The 22,351-nt window shown below is 63.7% G+C and carries 18 protein-coding genes and 1 riboswitch; of the genes, 9 read left to right on the plus strand and 9 right to left on the minus strand.

The features are described from left to right. The first annotated feature begins 17 nt into the window (after positions 1-17). The 3 genes from FHR70_RS01245 to FHR70_RS01255 are packed head-to-tail and all read left to right on the plus strand — an operon-like array spanning position 18 to position 2,228. Positions 18-965 carry an ABC transporter permease gene (locus tag FHR70_RS01245; RefSeq protein ID WP_183446296.1) on the plus strand — a complete coding sequence of 316 codons (948 nt, stop codon included), beginning with the start codon at positions 18-20 and terminating at the stop codon, positions 963-965. 4 nt (positions 966-969) lie between these two features. Continuing rightward, entirely contained in the window at positions 970-1,794 is an 825-nt protein-coding gene (locus FHR70_RS01250) for an ABC transporter permease subunit (RefSeq protein WP_183446298.1), read from the plus strand. Then, positions 1,794-2,228: a GNAT family N-acetyltransferase gene (locus FHR70_RS01255; protein WP_246407821.1), complete on the plus strand. Its 435-nt coding sequence runs from the start codon at positions 1,794-1,796 to the stop codon at positions 2,226-2,228. Before FHR70_RS01250 ends, FHR70_RS01255 begins: the two co-directional genes overlap by 1 nt. Positions 2,229-2,393: 165 nt before the next feature. On the opposite strand, the gene FHR70_RS01260 is transcribed toward FHR70_RS01255, so the two are convergent. The 5 genes from FHR70_RS01260 to FHR70_RS01280 are packed head-to-tail and all read right to left on the minus strand — an operon-like array spanning position 2,394 to position 7,316. Then, positions 2,394-3,461 carry a Gfo/Idh/MocA family protein gene (locus tag FHR70_RS01260; protein WP_183446302.1) on the minus strand — a complete coding sequence of 356 codons (1,068 nt, stop codon included), beginning with the start codon at positions 3,459-3,461 and terminating at the stop codon, positions 2,394-2,396. A 13-nt stretch (positions 3,462-3,474) separates the two neighbouring features. After that, entirely contained in the window at positions 3,475-4,608 is a 1,134-nt protein-coding gene (gene nagA / locus FHR70_RS01265; RefSeq protein ID WP_183446304.1) for an N-acetylglucosamine-6-phosphate deacetylase, read from the minus strand. Beyond that, positions 4,608-5,666: an SIS domain-containing protein gene (locus FHR70_RS01270; RefSeq protein ID WP_183446306.1), complete on the minus strand. Its 1,059-nt coding sequence runs from the start codon at positions 5,664-5,666 to the stop codon at positions 4,608-4,610. The genes nagA and FHR70_RS01270 overlap by 1 nt, the downstream gene beginning before the upstream one ends. Continuing rightward, positions 5,653-6,438 (minus strand): GntR family transcriptional regulator, encoded by a 786-nt coding sequence (locus FHR70_RS01275; RefSeq protein WP_183446308.1) that lies wholly within the window; start codon positions 6,436-6,438, stop codon positions 5,653-5,655. Before FHR70_RS01275 ends, FHR70_RS01270 begins: the two co-directional genes overlap by 14 nt. After that, entirely contained in the window at positions 6,435-7,316 is an 882-nt protein-coding gene (locus FHR70_RS01280; RefSeq protein ID WP_183446310.1) for a glucosamine kinase nucleotide-binding domain-containing protein, read from the minus strand. The genes FHR70_RS01275 and FHR70_RS01280 overlap by 4 nt, the downstream gene beginning before the upstream one ends. 353 nt (positions 7,317-7,669) lie before the next feature. Between FHR70_RS01280 and FHR70_RS01285 the strand changes: the two genes are divergently transcribed. The 4 genes from FHR70_RS01285 to FHR70_RS01300 all read left to right on the plus strand — a co-directional run bounded on the left by FHR70_RS01285 (position 7,670) and on the right by FHR70_RS01300 (position 11,949). Next, positions 7,670-8,959, plus strand: a complete 1,290-nt coding sequence (locus FHR70_RS01285; RefSeq protein WP_183446312.1) for an ABC transporter substrate-binding protein — start codon at positions 7,670-7,672, stop codon at positions 8,957-8,959. A 69-nt stretch (positions 8,960-9,028) separates the two neighbouring features. Beyond that, positions 9,029-9,991: a carbohydrate ABC transporter permease gene (locus FHR70_RS01290; RefSeq protein ID WP_183446314.1), complete on the plus strand. Its 963-nt coding sequence runs from the start codon at positions 9,029-9,031 to the stop codon at positions 9,989-9,991. Positions 9,992-10,004: 13 nt separating this feature from the next. Next, positions 10,005-10,832 carry a carbohydrate ABC transporter permease gene (locus FHR70_RS01295; protein ID WP_183446316.1) on the plus strand — a complete coding sequence of 276 codons (828 nt, stop codon included), beginning with the start codon at positions 10,005-10,007 and terminating at the stop codon, positions 10,830-10,832. 25 nt (positions 10,833-10,857) lie between these two features. Beyond that, positions 10,858-11,949: an ABC transporter ATP-binding protein gene (locus FHR70_RS01300; RefSeq protein WP_183446322.1), complete on the plus strand. Its 1,092-nt coding sequence runs from the start codon at positions 10,858-10,860 to the stop codon at positions 11,947-11,949. A gap of 141 nt (positions 11,950-12,090) precedes the next feature. Here the strand turns inward: FHR70_RS01300 and FHR70_RS01305 are convergent, their stop codons facing one another. From FHR70_RS01305 to FHR70_RS01320, 4 genes are all read right to left on the minus strand, one after another. After that, positions 12,091-12,792, minus strand: coding sequence for a thiamine ABC transporter ATP-binding protein (locus tag FHR70_RS01305; protein WP_183446324.1), 702 nt, complete (start codon positions 12,790-12,792; stop codon positions 12,091-12,093). Beyond that, positions 12,779-14,356 (minus strand): ABC transporter permease subunit, encoded by a 1,578-nt coding sequence (locus tag FHR70_RS01310; protein WP_183446326.1) that lies wholly within the window; start codon positions 14,354-14,356, stop codon positions 12,779-12,781. The genes FHR70_RS01305 and FHR70_RS01310 overlap by 14 nt, the downstream gene beginning before the upstream one ends. A gap of 6 nt (positions 14,357-14,362) precedes the next feature. Next, complete coding sequence (gene thiB, locus FHR70_RS01315) at positions 14,363-15,367, minus strand: thiamine ABC transporter substrate binding subunit (protein WP_183446328.1); 1,005 nt, start codon at positions 15,365-15,367, stop codon at positions 14,363-14,365. A gap of 70 nt (positions 15,368-15,437) precedes the next feature. Then, a riboswitch (TPP riboswitch) is annotated at positions 15,438-15,543 on the minus strand. Between the two features lie 47 nt (positions 15,544-15,590). Next, on the minus strand, positions 15,591-17,936 hold the full coding sequence (locus FHR70_RS01320; RefSeq protein WP_183446330.1) for a Tex family protein: 2,346 nt from the start codon (positions 17,934-17,936) through the stop codon (positions 15,591-15,593). Positions 17,937-18,117: 181 nt separating this feature from the next. Here FHR70_RS01320 and FHR70_RS01325 point away from each other — a divergent pair, with 181 nt between their 5' ends. Both FHR70_RS01325 and ppc read left to right on the plus strand, forming a co-directional pair. After that, positions 18,118-19,428 carry an Hsp70 family protein gene (locus tag FHR70_RS01325; protein ID WP_183446332.1) on the plus strand — a complete coding sequence of 437 codons (1,311 nt, stop codon included), beginning with the start codon at positions 18,118-18,120 and terminating at the stop codon, positions 19,426-19,428. An 89-nt stretch (positions 19,429-19,517) separates the two neighbouring features. Next, on the plus strand, positions 19,518-22,304 hold the full coding sequence (gene ppc / locus FHR70_RS01330; RefSeq protein ID WP_183446334.1) for a phosphoenolpyruvate carboxylase: 2,787 nt from the start codon (positions 19,518-19,520) through the stop codon (positions 22,302-22,304). Positions 22,305-22,351 lie beyond the last annotated feature (47 nt).

A 22,351-nucleotide genomic window follows, 5' to 3' on the forward strand; every position in this document is an offset into this window, starting at 1 on the left:
TCAAAGAGCTCGCCCGAATGAATCGCGTTCTGCTCGCCCGCCTCATCGATCTCGTCATCGTCCTGTTCGGCGTGTCGATCATCGTTTTTCTGATGATCCGCCTGATCCCGGGCGATGCGGTGGCGATCATGCTGGGGGCGAACACGGAGATCACCCCTGAGCGCATGGCGGAGCTCAATCGCCGCGTCGGCCTCGACCGTCCCATCGTCGAGCAGTATCTGCTCTGGGCCGGCGCCGCGTTGCGCGGCGATTTCGGCACCTCGCTCTGGACGGGCCGGCCTGTGGCCGGCGAGATTCTCCTGCATCTGTGGCCGACGCTCGAGCTCACGTTCCTCGCGCTTCTCATCGGCGCGGTGCTGGCGGTGCCGGTCGGCTGCCTGATGGCGCAGACCCGCGGCGGTACCGCTGACGTCGTGATGCGCGTGACGGCCATCGCCGGCCTGACGATCCCCTCCTTCTGGCTCGGCATCGTGCTGATCCTGCTTCTTGCCAGCTGGGCGCCGGGCTTTGCGTCGCTTGGCTATGTGCCGTTCTCGGAAGATCCTCTCGGCAACCTGCAGCGCATGACGCTGCCGGCCATCGCCCTGGCGCTGCCGATCCTCGCCAATCTCTCTCGCCTCGTCCGCTCGGCCATGCTCGACGCGCTGGGTCAGGACTATGTCCGCACGGCACGCGCCAAAGGCTTGGCCGAGCGCAAGGTCGTTTACAAGCATGCTCTGCGCAACGCGCTGATCCCGTTCCTCACCAGCGTCGGCATCATGACCGGCTATCTGCTCGGCGGCGCCATCGTGGTCGAGCAGGTCTTTGCCATCCCGGGTCTCGGTCGCCTGATCCTTGGGGCCATCGCCGAGCGCAACTATCCGCTGATCCAGGCTACCATCCTGGTGGTCACGGCGGGCTTCGTTCTCGTGAACTTCCTCGTCGACCTGCTCTACATCGTCGTCGATCCCCGCGTGAGGGCCTAGAGCCGTGCAGCGTCTGGCCAAGAACAAGCTACTGACATTCGCGGTCGCCCTGGTGGCGATCCAGATCATTCTCGCTCTCGGGGCGCCGTTGTTCGCTCCCTACGATCCCATGGCGCAGAGCGTGGCGCGTCGCCTGCGGGCACCGACAGAACTGAACTGGTTCGGCACCGATCAGCTGGGCCGCGATGTGCTCACCCGCATCCTCTATGGCTACCGCACCTCCCTCATCGCGTGCCTGCTGGCTGTAGGCGTCGCTCTCTTCGCTGGAGGCGCCCTTGGGCTCGTGGCAGCCTACTACCGCGGCTGGCTCGATCGCATCATCATGCGCATCATGGATGTGCTCTTTGCCTTTCCGGTGATGCTGCTCGCCATCGGCATCATTGCAGTGCTGGGACCGCACATCTACAGCGCCGCCGCTGCCATCGCGGTGGTCTACACGCCGATCTTCGCACGGCTCCTGCGCGGTCCCGCCCTGGTGCTGTGCGAGAGCGAATATGTGGCCGGCGCCCGCGCCATCGGCGCATCGGATGCGCGAATCATCTTCCTGCACATCCTGCCGAACCTTGCGTCCGTGATCCTAGTCCAGACAAGCCTGCTGCTCTCCGCCGCCATCCTGGTCGAGGCTTCGCTCTCCTTCCTCGGCCTCGGCACCCAGCCGCCGACTCCGTCCCTCGGCTTGATGCTGTCGGAGGGGCGCAACTTCCTCATGCTGTCTCCCTGGAGCGCAATCTTCGCGGGCTTCGCCATCCTGTTCCTGTCCTTCGGCTTCAATCTGTTGGGTGATGCCCTGCGCGACACCCTCGATCCACGCCTGAGAGGCCAGCCGTGATGGTACGAACCGCCGGAGCGGATGACGTTCCGGCCCTGGCGGCCATCGCTGAACGGTCCTATCGGGCTGCCTTCGCGGGCATTCTGGAACAGGATGTGCTCCAAGCCCGGGATAGAATGTTCTTTGCTGAGCGGTTTGCTTCGTCCTGGCAGCGCATGCTGGTGGCCATCTCAGAAGCTAAGCCCGCTGGCTTCCTGCTCATGTCCGATAGCCATATCGATATGCTGTTCATGGATCCTGATGTCCGCAGCAGAGGCGGCGGTGCGCTTCTTCTCCAGGAGGCTGAACGGCGAGGCGCGAAGAGTCTCGAATGTTTCCGCGACAATCATGCGGCTCGCCGTTTCTATGAGCGTCACGGCTGGCAGGTTGAACGGGCATACGACCGGGAGTTCGCCGGCAAGGGCCGCAGCTTCGTTCTTTATGTAAAGGGCTGATCGTTTGGATTCGGCCAAATCGTGGCCGGTATACTCACAACCTCATCCTGAGGAGTAGCCGTAGGCTGCGTCTCGAAGGATCGTCCAGCGCCCTCTGGAGTCACCTTCGAGACGGTCGCCCTGCGACCTCCTCAGGATGAGGGCTGAGGATGTGTTGATTGCCTTCTAAAGCGAAACCACACGGCCCGTCCGCACGGCCTCGTCAGCCGCGAGCACGATGCGCAGGGATCGGACGGCGTCGTTCATGTGATCCGTCAGGTCGAGGTCCTCCCGGATTGCGCGCAGCAGGTAACGCTGCTCGCGCTCGCACAGGGCATCGTGGTCGGGCTCGTCCGTGGTGCTGATCCGCTCATCGGCCTTGGCGAAGGAGCCATCGTCTTTCAGCGCGGCATGGTGGAGCAGGATCTGGTTGGTCTTCGTATGCGCATTGATGTCGTCAGAGCGGATCTCGCCGACCGTCTCGGCCATGACGATGCTGACGCTGCCTTTCGGGCCGATCACGTCCTTCACGAAATAGGCGGTCTCGCTCATCATCGGTCCCCAGCCGGCCTCGTACCAGCCGACCGAGCCGTCATCGAAGGTCACGTGAAGATGGCCGTAATTGTACATGCCGGCCGGCATGTCCTCCGTCAGGCGCGTACCGACGCCGTGAACCTGCACGGGTTTAGCCTTCGTGATCTGGCACATGACGTCCACATAGTGCACGCCGCAATCGACGATGGGCGAGAGGGATTGCAGCAGGCGCTTATGCGCCTCCCAGGCCTGGCCGCTCGATTGCTGATTGAGGTTCATGCGGAAGACGTGCGGCGTACCGAGCGTCCTGGCGATCTCGATGAACTTGATCCAGGACGGGTGGTGGCGAAGGATATAGCCGATGACGAGCTTGCGCCCGGTGCGGATTGCCGTGTCAACAACCCGCTGCGCATCCTCGACCGTATCGGCGAGGGGTTTCTCCACGAACACATGGGCGCCTGCTTCCATGGCCCGGATCGCATAGGGTGCATGGGTATCCGACCAGGTGTTGATGGACACCACGTCCGGCTTGGTCGCTATGAGCGCTTCCTCGTAATCGCTGAACCGCGGAGCGCTCTGCAAAGCGGGCGGAAGCTCCATGGCCTCGACGTTGCGTGTGCAGAGCCCGGCGATCTCGTAGCCTTCGATCCGCATATAGGCGAGGGCATGGGACAGGCCCATATTGCCAAGGCCGACAACCAGAACCCTCTGCGTGCTCATCAGCGCTTTCCCCTTATTCGCTTTGCCCAGCAATCCAAGTCTGTCGCACCTGCAGGCTCTCGTCGAGAAGGACGAGGTCGGCGCGGTAGCCCGGCGCGATGCGGCCGAGTTCATGATCGAGGCGCAGGAAGCTCGCCGGCACGAGGGACGCCATCCGCAGCACCTCCGGCAGGGCAAGCCCTAGGCGCTCGACGCTGTTGCGCACGGCGCTTGCCATGTCGAGGTCGGAGCCGGCAAGGGTTCCGTCCTCGGTGGTGAGCCTGCCGTCCTGACGGTAGATCGTGCGGCCGTGAAGCTCGAAGCTCGTCAGGTCCGTGCCGGTCACCGACATGGCATCGGTCACCAGCATCATCCGCTCCGTGCCCTTGGCGGCAATCGCCGCGCGCAAGGCGGCGTCGCTCACATGGTGCCCATCGACGATGAGCCCGCACCAGGTATCCCGGCTGTCGAGGGCCGCGCCCACGGGGCCGGGATCGCGGCCTGCCAGCGGTGGCATGGCGTTGAAAAGATGCGTGAAGCCGCGCAGGCCGTGGCGGGCTGCCTCCATGACGGTGTCGTAGTCGCTCGCCGTATGCCCGGCGCAGATCAGAACGCCGGCCGAGGCGAGGCGTGCGATGGCTTCCATGCTGTTGCGCTCGGGCGCCAGGGTCACCAGGGTGCGGCCGTCCTTCAGGGAGGTCAGGATGGCGATGTCCTCCTCCTCCATCGGGCGCATGAAAGCTGGATTGTGCACGCCCTTGCGTTCTGGGCTGATGAAGGGGCCTTCGACATGGATTCCGAGAACGCCGGGGATGCTGGCCGCCAGCGCCTCACGCATAGCCTCAACCGCTGCCGCCATTTTCTCACGAGTATCCGTGATGAAGGTGGGAAGAAGGCCGGTGGTGCCGTAGGCCCGGTGCGCCTTCGCAATGGTGCTGATGCCCTCGACAGAGCGCACATCGTTGTAGAGGACACCGCCGCCGCCATTGACCTGAACGTCGATGAAGCCGGGAGCCAACAGGCCGCTCACCGCATGGCGTTCGATTCCGGTGCCGAGATCCCGTTCATGCGGCACGCCGGCGATGCGGCCGTTCTCGATGACGACAGCGCGGCCGTCGAGCATGTGCGACCCGTCGAAGATGCGGGCGCCAGTCATAGCAACAGTCATCAGACGGTCTCCGTTACCTTGCGCAGCCGCGGCGGGCTGTCGGGATTGCGTCCGCGCGCCAGCGCAACGGCATTCACGAGAGGATAAAAGCTCTGAATGAGGGCAATCGGCGCGAGATAGGGATGCACATCCTCGACCGCCGGCAGCATGACCGAGGCAGGGCCTTCCGCTGCGCCCGCGACCACGACGGGAACGCCGTGTTCGTTCAGCTTCGTCACAAGATCGTTGACGCCGCTCAGGGTCTCGTCCTGCTGGCTGAGAACCAGGATGGGGAAGTGGTCGCCGGCCAGTGTCCAGGGACCGTGCATCAGCTCGGCGGCGCTCATGGCCTCCGCATGAACGCCCGATGTTTCCTTGAGCTTGAGGGCCGCTTCCTGCGCCACCGCAAAGCCGACGCCGCGTCCGACAACGAAGAGGTTGTCGGCATCCGACAGAAGCGGCAGCGCAGATGACCAGTCAACGGCGGAGGCTTTGGCGAGAACCTCCGGCAGGGTGTCGAGTGCGTTCAGCAGGTCCTGATCCTGCGACCAATGGGCGACGAGCTGCAGGCCTGCTGCTAGGGCTGCGATGAAGGATTTCGTGGCGGCCACGCTCTTCTCAGGGCCCGCGTGGAGCGGCAGCACGACCTCGCATGTGGAGGCGAGCGGCGAGGAGGTGTCATTCACCAGCGCGACCGTCAGCGCACCGTCATCGCGCCCGGCCTGGGCGAGATTGAGAATGTCGGGGCTGCGGCCCGATTGCGACACGGCGAGGAACAAAGCATCACGCATGCGCGGACGCGCCTCGTAGACCGACGTCACCGATGGGCCGACCGAGGCGGTCACCAGACCGGAATGGATCTCGAGCAGATATTTGACGAAGGTCGCCGCATTGTCAGAGCTGCCCCGCGCGCAAGTGACCGCGAAAGGCGGAGGAGAGGCGCGCAGGCGCTCGCCCAGGTCACGGCAGAGAGGCGTATTGCTGTCGAGCAGGGATGCGACCACCTGGGGGGCTTCCTGCGCTTCGCGCAGCATGGCCGTGATGGTGGAAACAGCGCTGTTCGGTTCAGGTGTCATCATGGTGCATCCGTTCCGGCTGGCTGATGGTCAGCTCGGCCACGAAATCATAGGCATCGCCCCGGTAATAGGACGAGGTGAACTCGACCACTTCACCGGCAGCCGTGAAGGAGCGGCGCTCGATATAGAGTGCGGGACTCTGAGGCGGAACGCCGAGGAGCGAGGCCTGTTCCTCGGTCAGGAGAACCGCGTGCAGCCGCTGCAGGGCTCTTGTGGGCATGAAGCCCTTCTCGTGCAGCACGGCATACAGGGATTGCTGCACCAGGGACGGGTCCGGCAGAACGCGCGACGGAATCACAGCGTTCTCGATCGCCATGGGAATGCCGTTCGCCATGCGCAGGCGATTGACGCGGCTGACCCGTTCGCCCGGTGAGAGACCGAGCGCCATCAGCTCGTCCGTCGAGGCCTGCCCGGTCGATTGGCTCAGCATCACGGCCGAGGATTTCAGGCCGCGGGCCGACATGTCGTCCGTGAAGCTCGACAGGCGGGACAGGGGCTGCTCCAGCCGCATCTGCTGCGCGATGAAGGTGCCCGAGCCCCAGCGCTGGACGAGCACTCCCTTCTGCACGAGGCCCGTGATGGCCTTGCGCACGGTCACGCGCGAAATGCCGAGCTGCTTGGCGAGATCACGCTCGCCGGGCAGCGCGGCATCGGCCTTCAGGTCGCCCTTGCGTACCGCCTCCTCGATGGATTGCTGAAGCTGCAGGTAAAGGGGTGTGGGATTGGCCTCATTCAGGGGAAGAAGCGACAGGGCCTCGCCGGCTTGATCGCTCATGAGAGCCTCCCTGTCACAGCCGTGCGCGCGAGCAGGATGGCGCCGTCGACGGCATCGGCCATGGGAGCCGCAATGGTGCGCTGGACAGGGGGCGGGAGCCACGGGCGCATGGGCTCGGCAAAGCCGCCGAAGAGGCAGATGGCCGGAGCGCCGAGGTCGAGGAGGCGCGTGGCGATCTGGCCCAGCCCGGCCGCAGCGTTGGCCATGAGGTCGATGGCGAGCGGGTCTCGTCGATCTGCATAGTCGAGGACAAGCGGCGCATAGCGGCCATAATCGCTCGGCCGGGCCTTGCCGACCCAGTCGACCAGAATCTCGAGATCGTTCTTGAACCCGGCCAGCACCGCATTGGAGAGCGGGGTCGATGGTGTGCGGCCGTCATGGGCCCAGATGCAGCGGCGCAGGAGTTCCCGCCCGATGGCGGCCCCGCTGCCCTCGTCGGACACCTCGTAGCCCCAGCCCCCGACATAATGGCATTGGCCGCTCACGCCCCCATAGCCGCAGGAGCCGGTGCCGACGATGAGAATCGCCCCGTCTCCTCCGTTGAAGGCGCCGAGCCAGGCGGTGTGGGCATCCGTTTCGATCTCGAAGGATGCAAAGGGATGGGAGCGCGCCAGCAGGCGCTCGACCGCGCTGGTCTGCCCCGCACCTGCAGCCCCCATGCCGGCATGAATCCGGCCGAGATCGCTTTCCTGAAGCCCTGCCTGGGACAGCGCCTCGCGGCAGGCCGTGAGAAGAGAATTCCAGACCAGATCGGGATCGAGACGGATATTGGATGGGCCGCCCGTTCCTTCCCCCAGCAGATCGCCTTGCGCATTGCGCAGACGCGCCCGGCACTTTGTGCCGCCGCCATCAATGCCAAGAAACAGGAGGTCGGTCATGGGAGGACAAATCTCGAATGCGGACAATGGACGGCACAATGCCACTTAATGTCCAGTTCGGGAAGAGGTGGCGGCCTTATTGCCCAGGCCCATGTACGCCTCGTCTGTGCCTCATGATTCCTAAGAGCGCGAACTGAGGCTGGCAATTTCCAGAGGATCGAGCCGAAGGGGAGTTGTCTTTGAATTTTGTCGATACCAATATGAGGTCACTTGTCCAACGCATCGACCAGTGAAACAGTCATGGCTGCCCGCTGGAAGGCATAAGAATGCACATAATGGGCACGGGGCAACAAAAGGGAACATGCTCGGAGGCGTGCCTTGGAGCCGCCTCTGGGGTACGGAGGACGAAAACGATGAAGACGCTCCATTCGAAGGCTTTCCGGCGCCGGGCGGGACAGCTGCTGGCGACAGCCTCTGTCGTCGCGGCCGCTCTGGCCTTCGCCAATGTCGCTTCGGCCCAGACTCTCACCATCGAGAGCTGGCGCAACGACGATGCGGATGTGTGGAACACCAAGATCATTCCAGCCTTCAACAAGACGCATCCGAACATCAAGGTGCAGTTCAAGGCCGATCCGCCGACCGAATACAACGCCGCGCTCAACGCCCGCCTCGCCGGCGGAACCGCAGGCGATCTCATCACCTGCCGGCCTTTCGACGCGTCCCTCGACCTGTTCAAGAAGGGCAATCTCATTGCCGTCAACGACGTGAAGGGCCTTGAGAATTTCTCCGATGTGGCGAAGAGCGCCTGGTCCACGGACGACGGTAGGACCACCTTCTGCATGCCGATGGCCTCGGTGATCCACGGTTTCGTCTACAACAAGGAAATCTTCGACGAGCTGAAGCTCACGCCGCCCAAGACCGTGGCCGAGTTCCACGCGGTGCTCGACAAGATCAAGGCCGACGGCAAGTACACGCCCATCGCCATGGGCACGGCCGATCAGTGGGAAGCCGCCACCATGGGCTTCCAGAACATCGGCGTGAACTACTGGAAGGGCGAGGAGGGTCGCAAGGCGCTCATCGAGGGCAAGCAGAAGTTCACCGACAAGCCTTATGTGGATGCGTTCAAGGAGCTGGCGAGCTGGGCACCCTATATGGGCGACGGCTACAAGGCGCAGAAGTATCCGGATACGCAGAACCTGTTCACCCTGGGCCGCGCGGCCATCTATCCGGCCGGCTCCTGGGACGTGCCGATCTTCCGCAAGCAGGCCGATTTCGAGTTCGACGCCTTCGCGCCGCCCGTGGTGAATGCCGGCGACAAGTGCTACATCAGCGATCACACGGACATCGCCATCGGCATCAATGCCAAGTCGCAGAACATGGAGGCCGCCAAGACCTTCCTGTCCTGGGTGGCATCGCCTGAATTCGCCGAGATCTACGCCAACGAGCTGCCGGGCTTCTTCCCTCTCTCCAAGGCGAAGGTGGACGTGAAGGATCCGGTGGCGGCCAAGTTCGTCGGCTGGCGCGGGACCTGCGAAAGCTCGATCCGTAACTCCTACCAGATCCTGTCGCGCGGCACGCCGAACCTCGAGAACGAGCTCTGGAACGTGAGCGCCCAGGTGATGAACGGCACCATGAAGCCCGAGGAAGCGGCCAAGAAGGCCGAGGATGGGCTTGCCAGCTGGTACGAGCCGCACAAGAAGTAAGTGAAGCACTGAAGCGGGCCGCCCATCAAAGCGGCCCGCTCTTACTCTCCTCGGTCTATCCAGGGCAGCATGACGGATCTCACGGCCCCCAGCGTACAGTCGACGGACGTGGTTCCCGCCCGCTCGCGCTTTCCGCTCCATATCGCGGTGTTTCTTGCCCCCGCGCTCGCGATCTACACGCTATTCTCGATCTATCCTCTGATCGACACCATTCGCCTGAGCCTCTATGCCGGCGATGAAACAGGCGCGCGCAGCTTCGTCGGGCTGCAGAATTTCCAGACACTTCTGAGCGATCCGAACTGGTCCGGTCAGTTCTGGAACGCGTTGCGCAACAACCTGGTCTTCTTCGCCATCCACATGGTGGTGCAGAACGGCATCGGCTTAGGGCTGGCCATGCTTCTCAGCCTGCCGCGGCTCACCGGCGGCAGCGTCTACCGCACGCTCATCTTCCTGCCGACCATGCTGTCCGTGGTCATCATAGGCTTCATCTGGCAGCTGATCCTCAATCCGCTCTGGGGCATCGCACCGAGCCTTCTGAAGGCGGTGGGCCTCGGCAGCTTCTTCGGCCCCTGGCTGGGGCAGGAATCGACCGCCCTGCTGACGGTCTCGCTCATCTCGGTCTGGCAGTTCGTCGGCATTCCGATGATGCTGATCTATGCCGCCCTCCTGAACATTCCCGACGATCTCCTCGATGCGGCGACCGTCGACGGGGCGGGGCCGTTCAGCGTCTTCTGGTTCGTGCGCCTGCCCCTGATCCTGCCGACGCTGGGCGTGGTGTCGATCCTCACTTTCGTGGCCAACTTCAACGCGTTCGACCTGATCTATGCGGTCAAGGGCGCGCTCGCCGGCCCGAACTTCTCGACGGATATCCTGGGCACGTTCTTCTATCGCACCTTCTTCGGCTTCCAGCTTCAGGTCGGGAGCCCGACCATGGGAGCCGCGGTGGCGACCGCCATGCTGGTCATCATCCTGATCGGCGTTCTGATCTATCTGTTCGGCGTGCAGCGGCGGCTGCAGCGGCATACCTTCTAAGGGAGACCGGGACATGACCTTCAGGCCCGGCCGGATTGCCGTTCACATCGCCCTGATCCTCTACACGATCCTGGCGCTCGGCCCGATCCTGCTCATCCTGATCAATGCCTTTAAGACGCGCCGGGCCATCTTCGCCGATCCACTTGGGCTTCCCAATGGCCAGACCTGGACGACCATCGGATTCGACCGGGTCTTTGCCAATTCCGATTTCGGCCTCTACTTCTTCAACAGCCTCACGGTGACCCTGGTGTCCCTGGTGCTGATCGTGCTGATCGGCGCCATGGCAGCCTGGGCGCTGACCGAGTACAAGTTCACCGGCAACACGCTGCTCAGCCTCTATCTCGCCATCGGCATCATGGTGCCGATCCGCCTCGGGAGCGTCAGCATCCTGCGCATGATGGTGGAGCTGAACCTCGTCAACACTCTGACGGCGCTCATCCTCGTCTATGTGGCGCAGGGGCTGCCGCTCGCGATTCTGATCCTCGGCGAGTTCATCCAGCAGATCCCCAAGGACCTGCGCGATGCGGCCCGCTGCGACGGGGTGAGCGAATACCGGATCTTCTTCAGCATCATCCTGCCGCTGATCAGCCCGGCCATCGCAACGGTGGCGGTATTCACCATGGTACCGGTCTGGAATGATCTTTGGTTTCCGTTGATCCTGGCCCCCGGTGACGGCAAGCAGACCATCACGCTCGGCGTGCAACAGTTCATCGGCCAGTATGTGACCGACTGGAACGCGGTGCTCGCCTCCCTGACGCTGGCGATCGCGCCCGTGCTCGTCCTCTACCTTCTCTTCTCCCGCTATCTCGTGCGCGGCCTCACGGCCGGCGCCGTGAAGTGACAGCTGCTTCCAGGAATTGACCGCAATGGCTGATGTTTCCCTCCACGGCGTTGCCAAGTCCTTCGGGGCCACCGAGATCCTGCGCGACATCAACCTGTCCGTAGACGATGGCGAGTTCGTCGTCTTCGTCGGTCCGTCAGGCTGCGGCAAGTCGACGTTGCTGCGCATCATTGCGGGCCTTGAGACCGTCAGCGGCGGCGAGATCAGGATCGACAAGAGGCGGGTGAACGAGCTGCCGCCGGCAGACCGCAAGATCGCCATGGTGTTCCAATCCTATGCGCTCTACCCGCATATGAACGTCTACAAGAACATGGCGTTCGGCCTGAAATTCGCGAAGACGAACAAGGCGGAGGCGGATCGCCGGGTGCGGCAGGCTGCCGAGATCCTGAAACTGACGCCGCTTCTCGACCGTAAGCCTCGGGAATTGTCGGGCGGCCAGCGCCAGCGCGTCGCCATCGGCCGCGCCATCGTGCGCAACCCGAGCGTCTTTCTCTTCGACGAGCCGCTGTCGAACCTTGATGCTGCGCTTCGCGTCAACACGCGCCTGGAGATCGCCAAGCTCCACCGTGATCTCGGCGCCACCATGATCTACGTCACCCACGATCAGGTCGAGGCCATGACGCTGGCTTCCAAGATCGTGGTGATGAACCACGGCCGGATCGAGCAGGTCGGGGCACCGCTGGAGCTTTATCGTTCGCCCCGCAACCTCTTCGTCGCCGGCTTCATCGGCTCGCCGCGCATGAACTTCATCAAGGGCCAAGTTCTGCGCATCGATGGTGCCAGCGCCACCATCGGCTTTGCCGGCACGGAAGTGGCCATGGATGTGCAGCCAGAGAGTCTGGCGGCAGGAGACCACGTGACTATCGGCATCAGGCCCGAGCACATGGAGGAGGGCGGAGCGGATGCAGCCTCCCTGCGTGGCACCATCGATGCCGTCGAGCAGTTGGGCGAGTCGAGCTACGTCTACATGAAGCTCGCCAGCGGCGACGATGTAATTGTCCGCGCCCCTGGAGAGACCGATGCGGCGGCGGGCGGATCCTACACCGCCCACGTGCCGCGTCGCGCCCTGCATGTGTTCGATGGGGCAGGAGTGTCGGTACTGGCTGGGCGGGGTTGAACCACTGTCATCCCCGGCGGTCCGCAGGACCGGGAAGGGATCCACTTGCACGCTCAACGCTATGAATTCCCTTCCCCTCCGCTGCGCTCCGGACGGGAATGCCACTCTTACCTCTCAGCGTCTTGCCGTGGGTATGACTCTTCACGAATCCGACACGGCGGCCGCGATCCTCGGCGCCAATGCGCTGTTGAGAATGTCGGCCGGTCGACCTGAAGCAACGACCCTGCCGTCCGCGACGAACGCCATTTGATCCGCCACGTCGGCTGCATCCTCAGGGGTGTGGATCGTCATGAGGATGGTGACGGAACGCTTCCGTCGCATCTCGTCGACGAGGAGGATCATGTCACGCCGCAGGGTCGGGTCGAGGCTGCTGAAGGGCTCGTCGAGCAGGATCAGCGGGCGGCCCGAAACGAGAGCGCGTGCCAGCGCCACGCGCTGGCGCTGACCGCCCGACATCTCGCCGGGCCTGCGGGAGCCGAAGCCTTCAAGGCCCACGGCTTCCAGGGTTTCCTCGATGAGCCGCTTTTCATCATCGGTTAGGCGCAGCGAAGGCCGCAAGCCCAGCCCGACATTCTGTGCCACGTTCAAGTGTGGAAACAGGTTGTGATCCTGGAACACGATGGCGACGGGCCGCTTGGCCGGGGCGAGCGGCAGAAGATCCTGGCCTTGGAACGTCAGCGCGCCGCTCTGCGGCGTCTCGAACCCGGCGATCATGTGCAGCAGGGTGGTCTTGCCGCCCCCGGACGGACCGATGACGGCGCACAGGTTCCCCGCTTTCACCGACAGCGAGTAATCGGCCACGAAATCGGGCCAGGTCAGGCGGCAATTCTCAATGACCAGCATGGGACAGGCGACCTGAAGCATGAGCGAGAAGAAAGGCCACGAGAACGATGACGAGGCCGATGGCCGATGCCTCGTCCAGCCGGTAGGCGCCAAGACGCTCGTAGAGGAGATAGGGCAGCGTCACCAGTTCCGTGCCGCCGAACAGCGCGATGATGCCGAAATCGCCGAACGACAGGGCCATGGCCAGCGCAAAGCCTGCTGCAAGCGGGCGCCTGAGCACGGGCCAATCCATGATCGCCAGCTTCGCCCATCCGGTAACGCCCAGAGAGGCCGCCACCCGGCCATAGCGTTCCTCGACGGTGAGCAGATGCGGCGCGACGAACCGATAGGCGAACGGCACGGCAGCCAGCCCGTTGATGAGCGGCAGGAGGATGAGACCGGCGGACGATGGATCCCCGAAGCGTTGGATCAGCAGGAACAGGCCCGCCGTGAGGGCAAAGGGAGGAACAGCCAGGAGCGTATCCGGTAGAAAGTCATAGAAGGCTGCCATGCGCGGCGAACGCAGGACGAGACGCCTGCGCCGTGCCGCGGAGGCGAGCGCAAGAGCGAGCAGGCAGGCGATCACGGCCGCTGCGGCGGCGATGGTCAAGCTCGTGAGGAGGGCCTGGAGAAGGTCCGCTTCCAGAATATCGGGAATGTTGCGAAGGCCCGTCAGAACGCTGACTGCGAGCGGCGCGATGAACAGGGCCGCGATAGCGAGCACAAGGGCATCCAAGGATTTCAGGCGGCGATTGTCCGCATCGGGCCGGCGGACGAGGCTGCGAATGGTGTGCCCGACAGGCGGACGCGTGAAGGCCCAATGCAGGAGCGCCGTCATCGAGAGGCAGATCACGAGCTGAATCAACGCCAGCCAGGCGACACGGCCGAAATCGAGATCGATCTTGAGCGCCTCATAGATCGCCACTTCGAGCGTGGACCGGCTCGGTCCGCCGCCCAGCGCCAACACGATCGCAAAGCTCTTGAAGCACATGAGAAAGATCAGGCCCGCGATGCCGGGCAGCTCAGTGCGCAGCACGGGCCAGTCGAGGTGGCGGAAAATCTGTGCCGGCGTGAAACCGAAGGCGGTGGCGAGACGCCAGTGCTCGGCGGGGATCTGATTCAAGCCGTCCAGCGTAATGCGCGCCACGAACGGAGCATTCAGGAAGACGTGGGCGATGAGAATACCCGGGTAACCGAAGATGCTGAAGCCGTCATTCCAGCCGAGGAAAGCGAGCCCTTCGGCAAGCCATCCGCTCCGTCCATACACGGCAAAGACGGCGAAGACCGCCACAATGGTCGGCATCACCATCGTGGTGCTCAGGGCCGCCAGAACGATGCTTCGGCCCAGGAACGAGCGGCGCACAAGGGCCAGCGCCAGACCGATCCCGAGGGCGAGGGACAGAACGGTCGAGAGTGTAGCCTGGATGATCGAAAAGGCGAGCACGCGACCGAGATAGGGGCCGATGGAGAAAAGTGTCGGCGTTCCTCCATCGAAGGTGGCAAGCGCGATGAAGCCGCCCGCAACCAAAGCCAGAATGGCAAAGGCCACCAGGGTTCCGGGATGGGGCAGCCTCAAGGTCAGCATGAGCGATCAGCGCGCCGTGGCGTTGAGCCAGGCATCCGTGAAGGCACGGCGGTTCTGCTGCACCTCCTCCGGCGTGAAGAGGAGCGCTTGGCTCGGCTCGATCATGCCTTTGAGGGCTGCCGGGGTGCCGGAGGGCGGGTTCTTCGCCGGATACATCCAGTTGGTCTCCGGGATCGTCGTCTGAAACGGCTCGCTGAGCACGAAGGCCATGAACTGCTTGGCGAGTTCCGGCTGCTTCGTCGTGCGGGTCATGCCGGCGAGCTCCACGTGAAGGTAATGCCCCTCCGTGAAGGCGGCGGCCTTGTAGTTGTCCTTCTTCTCCGCGACGATGTGATAGGCAGGCGATGTGGTGTAGGACATCACCATGTCGGCTTCGCCCTTCATGAAAAGACCGTAGGCTTCCGACCAGCCCTTGGTGAAGGTGACGATGCGGGGCTTGAGCTTGCCCCAGGCCTCGCCGGCCTTCTCGCCGTAGACCTTCTGCATCCAGAGCAGGAGGCCGAGGCCCGGCGCGCTGGTGCGGGGATCCTGCAGCACCACCTTGGGGCCGTTGGGATTGTCGACCAGTTCCTTCAGGCTCTTCGGCGGGTTGGGCAGCTTGTTGGCGTCATACACGAACGCGTAGTAGCCCCAGTCGAAAGGAATGAAAGTGTCATCCTTCCATTCGATCGGGAGCGACAGATCCTTCACATCGGTGCCGTGTGGAGCGAAGAGGTTGAGAGTTTTCGCTTCCGCCATAAGGTTCATGTCAAGGCCTACGACGGCATCCGCCTTGGTGTTCTGGCCTTCGAGGCGCAACCGCCCGAGCAGGCTGCCAGCATCTTCGGCGGTGACCCAGGTGAGGTCGCAGTTGCATGTCGCCTCGAAGCGCTCCTCGATGGTCTTGGCCGGGCCGTATTTCCCAGCGAACGAGTTGTAGGTGTAGACGGTGAGCGTCGGCTTGGTCTGAGCCTGGGCGAGGCCCGTAGCGAGACCGAGCGAGGCGAGGGTGAGAAGCAGTCGGCGTAACATCTTAAGGGCGCTCCCATGCATGAGGCAGGCCGGACTGGCGGCGCAAATTGCACGGGGCATAGCTTTTCTGGCGATGTCGCATGCTCATTCCCTCCGCCGGCATGACCCGGATCAGGTTCGACGGGTCGGTGGCCTGGCCACCTCTCAGCCCTGAATGGGCTCCCCGTGAGACGCTTTGCTTCTAGAACAGATCAGAGGCGGCTACAAGTCGCCCCTGTTGACATCACTTCCGGCTGCCCTTGTCCTTGCCGCCGGCTATGGCCGCCCGGCGCAGGGCATCCGCCAGAGCGCCGCCCGAGGCGGGGGCCTGTGACGCGGGCTTCCTCTCGTTCTGCTGACGGTGCTTCTGGAAGGCCCCCCGGTTGTCGTCCTGCCGCCCCGGAGCCCGCTTCTCGGCCGGATCGCTCATCCGCATGGTGAGGGAGATGCGCTTGCGGGGAATGTCGACCTCGAGCACCTTCACCTTCACGATGTCGCCCGGCTTCACCACTGTGCGCGGATCCTTCACGAAGGTGTCGGCGAGCGCCGAGATGTGCACCAGCCCGTCCTGGTGCACGCCCACATCCACGAAGGCCCCGAAGGCCGCCACGTTGGTGACAACGCCTTCCAGCATCATGCCGGGTTTCAGGTCGCTGATCTTCTCCACACCTTCCATGAAGGTGGCGGTCTTGAACTCGGGGCGCGGATCGCGGCCGGGCTTTTCCAGCTCGCTCAGGATGTCCTTGACGGTCGGCACGCCGAACTTCTCGTCCGTGAAGTTCTGCGGGTTGAGCTTCTTCAGGACAGTGCCGTTGCCGATCACCACCTTGATATCGCTTTTTGTGGCTTCCAGGATGCGGCGCACTACCGGATAGGCTTCCGGATGAACGCCCGAGGCATCGAGCGGATCGTCCCCATTCGGGATGCGCAGGAAGCCCGCCGCCTGCTCGAAGGTCTTCGGACCAAGCCCCGAGACCTTGGTCAGCGCCTTGCGGGTCTTGAAAGGTCCGTTGGCATCGCGGTGAGAGACGATGTTCTGCGCCACCCAGTCGCCGAGGCCCGACACGCGGGCAAGCAGCGGGGCGGAGGCTGTGTTGAGATCGACACCGACGGCGTTCACGCAATCCTCCACCACCGCGTCGAGGGAGCGCGAGAGCTTGTACTCGGCGAGATCGTGCTGGTACTGGCCGACGCCGATGGATTTCGGGTCGATCTTGACGAGTTCGGCGAGCGGATCCTGCAGGCGGCGGGCGATGGAGACGGCGCCGCGCAGGGATACGTCGAGGTCCGGCAGCTCCTGGCTGGCAAAGGCCGAGGCGGAATAGACGGAGGCGCCTGCTTCCGAGACCATGATCTTGGTCAGCGTCAGATCCGGGTGCTTCGACACCAGTTCGGCCGCGAGCTTGTCGGTCTCCCGGGAGGCCGTGCCGTTACCGATGGCGATGAGCTCGACGCGGTGCACGCGGCAGAGCCGCGCCAGCGTTGCGACGGACTCATCCCATTGGCGCTTCGGCTCGTGCGGGTAGATGGTATCCGTTGCCACGACCTTGCCGGTTGAATCCACCACCGCGACCTTCACGCCGGTGCGATAGCCTGGATCGAGACCCAAGGTCGGACGCGCGCCGGCGGGGGCCGCGAGCAGCAGGTCGCGCAGGTTGCCGGCGAAGACCTTCACGGCCTCGTCCTCGGCGAGCTGCCAGAGCTTCATCTTCATGTCGAGCTCGATGGAGAAGCGCAGCTTCGTCCGCCAGGCCCAGCGCACCGTGTCGAGCAGCCACCTGTCGCCGGGGCGTCCCTGATCGGTGATGTTGAAGGCAAGCGCGACACGGCCCTCGTAGCGACTGACATAGCCCGGCTCGGCAGCGTCCTTATCCTCTTCCATGCGCAGGTCGAGGATCTCCTCCTTTTCGCCGCGGAAGAGCGCAAGGATGCGGTGGGAGGGCAGCTTGGGCAAAGGCTCGGCGAAGTCGAAATAATCGGAAAACTTCGCTCCGTCATTCTGCTTGCCGTCGCGCACCTTGGAGGTGAGGCTGCCGCGCTCCCAGTAGATGTCGCGCAGGGCACCCAGAAGTTCGGCGTTCTCGGCAAAGCGCTCGACCAGAATGGACCGCGCGCCTTCGAGCGCTGCCTCTGGAGTGGCAACCTCTTTTTCGGCATTCACGAAGTCGGCGGCAGCCTCCTTCGGATCGCGGGTCGGCTCGTTCAGGAGCAGGTCGGCCAGGGGCTCCAGGCCGGCTTCCTTGGCGATCTGAGCCTTGGTGCGGCGCTTCGGCTTGTAGGGAAGATAAAGATCTTCGAGCCGCGCCTTCGTGTCGGCGGTGTTGATCTGGAGCGCCAGCTCGTCGGTGAGCTTGCCCTGCTCGCGGATGCTGTCGAGGATCGTCTTGCGGCGGCTCTCCAGCTCGCGCAGGTAGCTCAGGCGCTCTTCCAGGGTGCGCAGCTGGGCATCATCCAGGGTGCCGGTGACTTCCTTGCGGTAGCGCGCGATGAAGGGCACGGTCGAACCGCCGTCGAGGAGATCGATGGCCGCCTTGACCTGCCATTCCTGAACATTCAGTTCGTCCGCAATGCGCTGACCGATGGATAGCATGAAAGTCTCCGAAAGGTTGAGGCGCGGCTTCTACGGTGCAGCCCCCCTCCGGGTCAACGGCCCGTCCCCAGCACCGGGGTCGCAGTGCCGGAAGGGAAAGCGCTTTTTCCGCAATTTTGCTTGGCTCCGAAAGCCTTGGCGTATAGACCGTCCGGCCCTCTCGCGCGCTCCCGAGGTCTCCATGCCCCCATCCCATGATTTTTCCATCGGCATCGATTTCGGCACCAGCAACACGGTCGTGGCCATCGCGGGGCCGGATGGGCAGGTGGAGGCGCTGACCTTCGAGCATGGGGGCGAGAGCCTCAAGGTCTTTGTGACGGCGCTCTGCTTCTGGGACGAGCGCCACGGCAACGGCCTGCGCACCGAGGTCGAGGGCGGCCCCTGGGCCATCGAGCAGTTCCTAGAGGGTCTCCATGCCCATCGTTTCATTCAGTCCTTCAAGACCTTCGCGGCGAGCGCCACCTTCAAGGAGACCCGCATCTTCCGGGAGCGCTACGGCTTCGAGGACCTGCTCAGCGCCTTCCTGCGCACGCTTGCGCGCCATGGCGGCTCCCGGCTGGATTGGGGCGCGCGCAATGTGATCATCGGTCGGCCAGTCCAGTTCGCCGGCTACAACCCGGATGACGATCTCGCCATGCAGCGCTACCGGGCTGCCTTCGGCCGGCTCGGGACGGAGCATGCCCGCTATGTCTATGAGCCCGTGGGAGCCGCCTTCTTCTATGCGAAGCAGCTTGACCACGATGCGACCGTGCTCGTGGCCGATTTCGGCGGTGGCACCAGCGACTTTTCCGTCATGCGGTTCTCTAGAAAAGGCGGGGTGCTGCGGGCCGAACCTCTGGGCCATGCGGGCATCGGGCTTGCGGGCGATGCCTTTGACTACCGGATCGTCGACCGGGTGGTCTCGCCTCGTCTCGGCAAGGGCGGGCTCTATCGCTCGATGGATAAAGTTCTCTCAATCCCGAACCACTACTATGCCAACTTCGCCCGCTGGAACCAGCTGGCGATGATGAAGGGCAGCGGGGATCTGAGGGAGCTGCGCGAACTGGCGAAGGTCGCACTCGAACCCGAGCCGCTCGAGAAGTTCATCGACATCGTCGAGTACGACCTGGGCTTTGCCCTTTATCGCGCCGTGTCCGCCGCGAAGGTGGATCTGTCGAACCGGGACGAGACGGAGTTCCGGTTTGAGGGCGAGGGCGTCGACATCCAGGCGCGGATCACCCGCGCCGAGTTCGAGGGCTGGATCGCCGAGGATGTCCAGCGAATCGCCGGCACGATCGATGAGGCGCTCGCCAAGGCCGGCGTGGAGCCGGAGCAGATCGAGCGCGTCTTCCTCACAGGCGGCACGTCCTTCGTGCCCGCCATCCGGCGCCTGTTCGTGGAGCGCTTCGGCGAGAGTCGCCTGACCTCCGCCGATCAGTTCGAATCAATTGCCTACGGCCTTGCCCTTATTGGCCAGACGGAGGAGCCAGGCCGCTGGGCTGTTGCCAATTAGAGCGGAACTTAAAATAGAATTACGCTTGCGGGCTTGAGATAAGAGTTTTATTTCGCAGTGCAGCAAGCGCGCTGAAGCGAGAGCCTCCCATGTCCCTGATCAATCCCGATGTCACGCCCGAGAAGGATTTCCCGCTTCGTGATGACATCCGCCTCCTGGGGCGCCTTTTGGGCGATACGATCCGGGAGCAGGAGGGGGAGGCGGCTTACGAGATCGTGGAGCGCATTCGTCAGACTTCGATCCGCTTTCATCGTGATGAGGACGACGCAGCTCGCCGTGAGCTTGAGACGATCCTGAACAGTCTGTCCCGCGGGCGTACGAATCAGATCATCCGCGCCTACAGCTACTTCTCGCATCTGGCGAATATCGCCGAGGACCAGCACCACGTCCGGCGCTCGCGCGCCCATGCCATGGCCGGTGCCCATGCCATGACGGCCCCGGCTCCGCGGGAGGGCACGCTGGCGCGGGCTCTCAAGCTCGTGCAGGAGACCGGCATCAGCCAGGCGGCCCTGCAGGCCTTCTTCTCATCGGCCCTGGTCTGTCCCGTTCTGACGGCCCATCCAACCGAGGTGCGCCGCAAGAGCACCATCGATCGGGAGATGGAGATCTCGCAGATCCTGGCGCAGAGAGATCGTCAGGATCTGACGCCGGAAGAGGAGGCCGTCTGCCAGGAGGCTTTACGTCGCGCAATCCTGACCCTGTGGCAGACGAGCATCCTGCGCCGCAACCGGCTGAAGGTGATCGATGAGGTCAATAACGGCCTGTCCTATTACGACTACACCTTCTTCAAGGAGTTGCCGCGGGTCTACGCCTCGTTGGAGGATCAGCTTGCGGCGATCGATCCTGTTTGGGAAACCACCGAACTTCCTTCTTTCCTGCGCATGGGCAGCTGGATCGGCGGTGACCGGGACGGCAATCCTTTTGTAACAGCGGATGCCCTGCGTCAGGCCCTGCTGCTTCAAAGCAAGCATGCGCTCGCCTTCTACCTGGAGGAACTGCATTGCCTCGGGGCCGAGCTGTCGCTGGACGGCCGCTACGTGAATGTGTCCGATGAGGTGCAGGAGCTCGCCAAGACATCACCGGATGCGTCGCCCCACCGTCAGGACGAGCCCTATCGCCGCGCGATTTCGGGCATGTATGCACGCCTTGCCGCCACGGCCGCCGCGCTCGGCCATGGCGACATCGCCCGTCATGCGGTTGGCGATGCACCGGCTTATTCAGGTGTCGCGGAATTTGCAGGGGACCTGTCGATTCTTCATCGCTCGCTGCTGTCGAACGGATCGGGATCCCTGTCGCGCGGGCGCCTGCGCAAATTGCGCCGGGCTGTCGACGTGTTCGGCTTTCATCTCGCAAGCCTCGACATGCGACAGAATTCCGACGTGCACCAGCGTGTCGTGGCAGAGCTGTTCGAAAAAGCGATGCCTGGCACGGGTTATGAAGCCCTGTCGGAGGAGAAGCGTGTCGCGTTGCTCCTGGAAGAGCTCAGGACGCCAAGGCCTTTGACCTCACCCTATCTCGACTATTCGGCCGAGACGTCATCGGAGCTTGCCATCGTTCATGAAGCCGCCGAGGCGCATCGCCGCTACGGTCGCGCGGCTGTGCCGAATTACGTGATCTCGAAGGCGAGCGATCCGTCCGATATCCTGGAGGTGGCCCTGCTCCTCAAGGAGGCAGGCCTGCTGCGCCCGCGCGAAGGCGAGATGCATGTCAACATCATTCCGCTTTTCGAGACGATTGGCGACCTGCGCCATTGCAGCCATGTCATGGACGCCCTCTTCGCGCTGCCCGAGTACATGCGATTGCTGCGCAGCCGCGGGCAGGCGCAAGAGGTGATGCTCGGCTATTCCGACAGCAATAAGGATGGCGGGTTTCTCACCTCCGGCTGGGAACTCTACAAGGCCGAGATCGAGCTGGTCGATGTCTTCAAGCGCCATGGCGTGGCCCTTCGCCTGTTCCATGGCCGCGGCGGATCGGTCGGCCGCGGCGGAGGCCCGAGCTATCAGGCGATCCTCGCGCAGCCTGGTGGGGCCGTGCAGGGCGCTATTCGCATCACGGAACAGGGCGAGGTGATCGCGGGCAAATACTCGAACCCCGACCTCGGGCGTCGCAATCTCGAGATTCTTGCGGCCGCAACCTTAGAGGCCTCCCTGCTGCATTCCGGCCAGCCTGCGCCGCGCGATGAATATATGAAGGCCATGGAGGAGCTCTCCAACAGCGCCTTCACGGCCTATCGCGCGCTCGTCTACGAGACTGAGGGGTTCGAGCGCTATTTCTGGGAATCCACCGTCATTGGAGAGATCGCCAATTTGAACATCGGCAGCCGGCCGGCCTCGCGCACGAATTCCCGGCGTATCGAGGATCTGCGGGCCATTCCCTGGGTGTTCGGCTGGGCGCAGTGCCGCCTGATGCTGCCGGGCTGGTACGGGTTCGGCTCGGCCGTGAATGCCTGGCTGGAGAAGAACCCTGATACCGGTCTCGCCCTGTTGCAGGAAATGTATCGCGAATGGCCTTTCTTCCAGGCGCTGCTCTCGAACATGGACATGGTGCTGGCCAAGAGCAACATCGCCATCGCGTCCCGTTATGCGAACCTTGTCGAGGACGAGGCCCTGCGCAACGCCATCTTCCCGCGCCTGCGGCACGAATGGGAGGATTCGATCAAACAATTGCTGGCCATCATGCAGCAGCAATCGCTGCTCGACAGCAACCCGCTGCTCGCGCGCTCTATCCGCAACCGCTTCCCCTATCTCGATCCGCTGAACCACCTGCAGATCGAACTCCTGAAGCGCCACCGTTCCGGTGATGCGGATGAGCAGGTGGTGCAGGGCATTCACCTGTCCATCAACGGCATCGCGGCAGGCCTGCGCAATAGCGGCTAAATGCCCGCAACAGAATTGCGGAACTTGACCTCTCCGGTTTGGTTGAA

It is taken from the genome of Microvirga lupini (assembly GCF_014191055.1).
GTDB lineage: Bacteria > Pseudomonadota > Alphaproteobacteria > Rhizobiales > Beijerinckiaceae > Microvirga > Microvirga lupini_A.

Excerpts from the sequence above, each read along its gene's own strand:
- FHR70_RS01245 (WP_183446296.1), top strand. The coding sequence starts at position 18 with ATGAATCGCGTTCTGCTCGCCCGCCTCATCGATCTCGTCATCGTCCTG.
- ppc (WP_183446334.1), top strand. The coding sequence starts at position 19,518 with ATGTCCCTGATCAATCCCGATGTCACGCCCGAGAAGGATTTCCCGCTT.
- thiB (WP_183446328.1), bottom strand. The coding sequence starts at position 15,367 with ATGTTACGCCGACTGCTTCTCACCCTCGCCTCGCTCGGTCTCGCTACG.
- FHR70_RS01325 (WP_183446332.1), top strand. The coding sequence starts at position 18,118 with ATGCCCCCATCCCATGATTTTTCCATCGGCATCGATTTCGGCACCAGC.
- FHR70_RS01305 (WP_183446324.1), bottom strand. The coding sequence starts at position 12,792 with ATGCTGGTCATTGAGAATTGCCGCCTGACCTGGCCCGATTTCGTGGCC.
- FHR70_RS01270 (WP_183446306.1), bottom strand. The coding sequence starts at position 5,666 with ATGATGACACCTGAACCGAACAGCGCTGTTTCCACCATCACGGCCATG.
- FHR70_RS01320 (WP_183446330.1), bottom strand. The coding sequence starts at position 17,936 with ATGCTATCCATCGGTCAGCGCATTGCGGACGAACTGAATGTTCAGGAA.
- FHR70_RS01285 (WP_183446312.1), top strand. The coding sequence starts at position 7,670 with ATGAAGACGCTCCATTCGAAGGCTTTCCGGCGCCGGGCGGGACAGCTG.
- nagA (WP_183446304.1), bottom strand. The coding sequence starts at position 4,608 with ATGACTGTTGCTATGACTGGCGCCCGCATCTTCGACGGGTCGCACATG.
- FHR70_RS01290 (WP_183446314.1), top strand. The coding sequence starts at position 9,029 with ATGACGGATCTCACGGCCCCCAGCGTACAGTCGACGGACGTGGTTCCC.
- FHR70_RS01280 (WP_183446310.1), bottom strand. The coding sequence starts at position 7,316 with ATGACCGACCTCCTGTTTCTTGGCATTGATGGCGGCGGCACAAAGTGC.
- FHR70_RS01260 (WP_183446302.1), bottom strand. The coding sequence starts at position 3,461 with ATGAGCACGCAGAGGGTTCTGGTTGTCGGCCTTGGCAATATGGGCCTG.
- FHR70_RS01310 (WP_183446326.1), bottom strand. The coding sequence starts at position 14,356 with ATGCTGACCTTGAGGCTGCCCCATCCCGGAACCCTGGTGGCCTTTGCC.
- FHR70_RS01275 (WP_183446308.1), bottom strand. The coding sequence starts at position 6,438 with ATGAGCGATCAAGCCGGCGAGGCCCTGTCGCTTCTTCCCCTGAATGAG.
- FHR70_RS01295 (WP_183446316.1), top strand. The coding sequence starts at position 10,005 with ATGACCTTCAGGCCCGGCCGGATTGCCGTTCACATCGCCCTGATCCTC.
- FHR70_RS01255 (WP_246407821.1), top strand. The coding sequence starts at position 1,794 with ATGGTACGAACCGCCGGAGCGGATGACGTTCCGGCCCTGGCGGCCATC.
- FHR70_RS01300 (WP_183446322.1), top strand. The coding sequence starts at position 10,858 with ATGGCTGATGTTTCCCTCCACGGCGTTGCCAAGTCCTTCGGGGCCACC.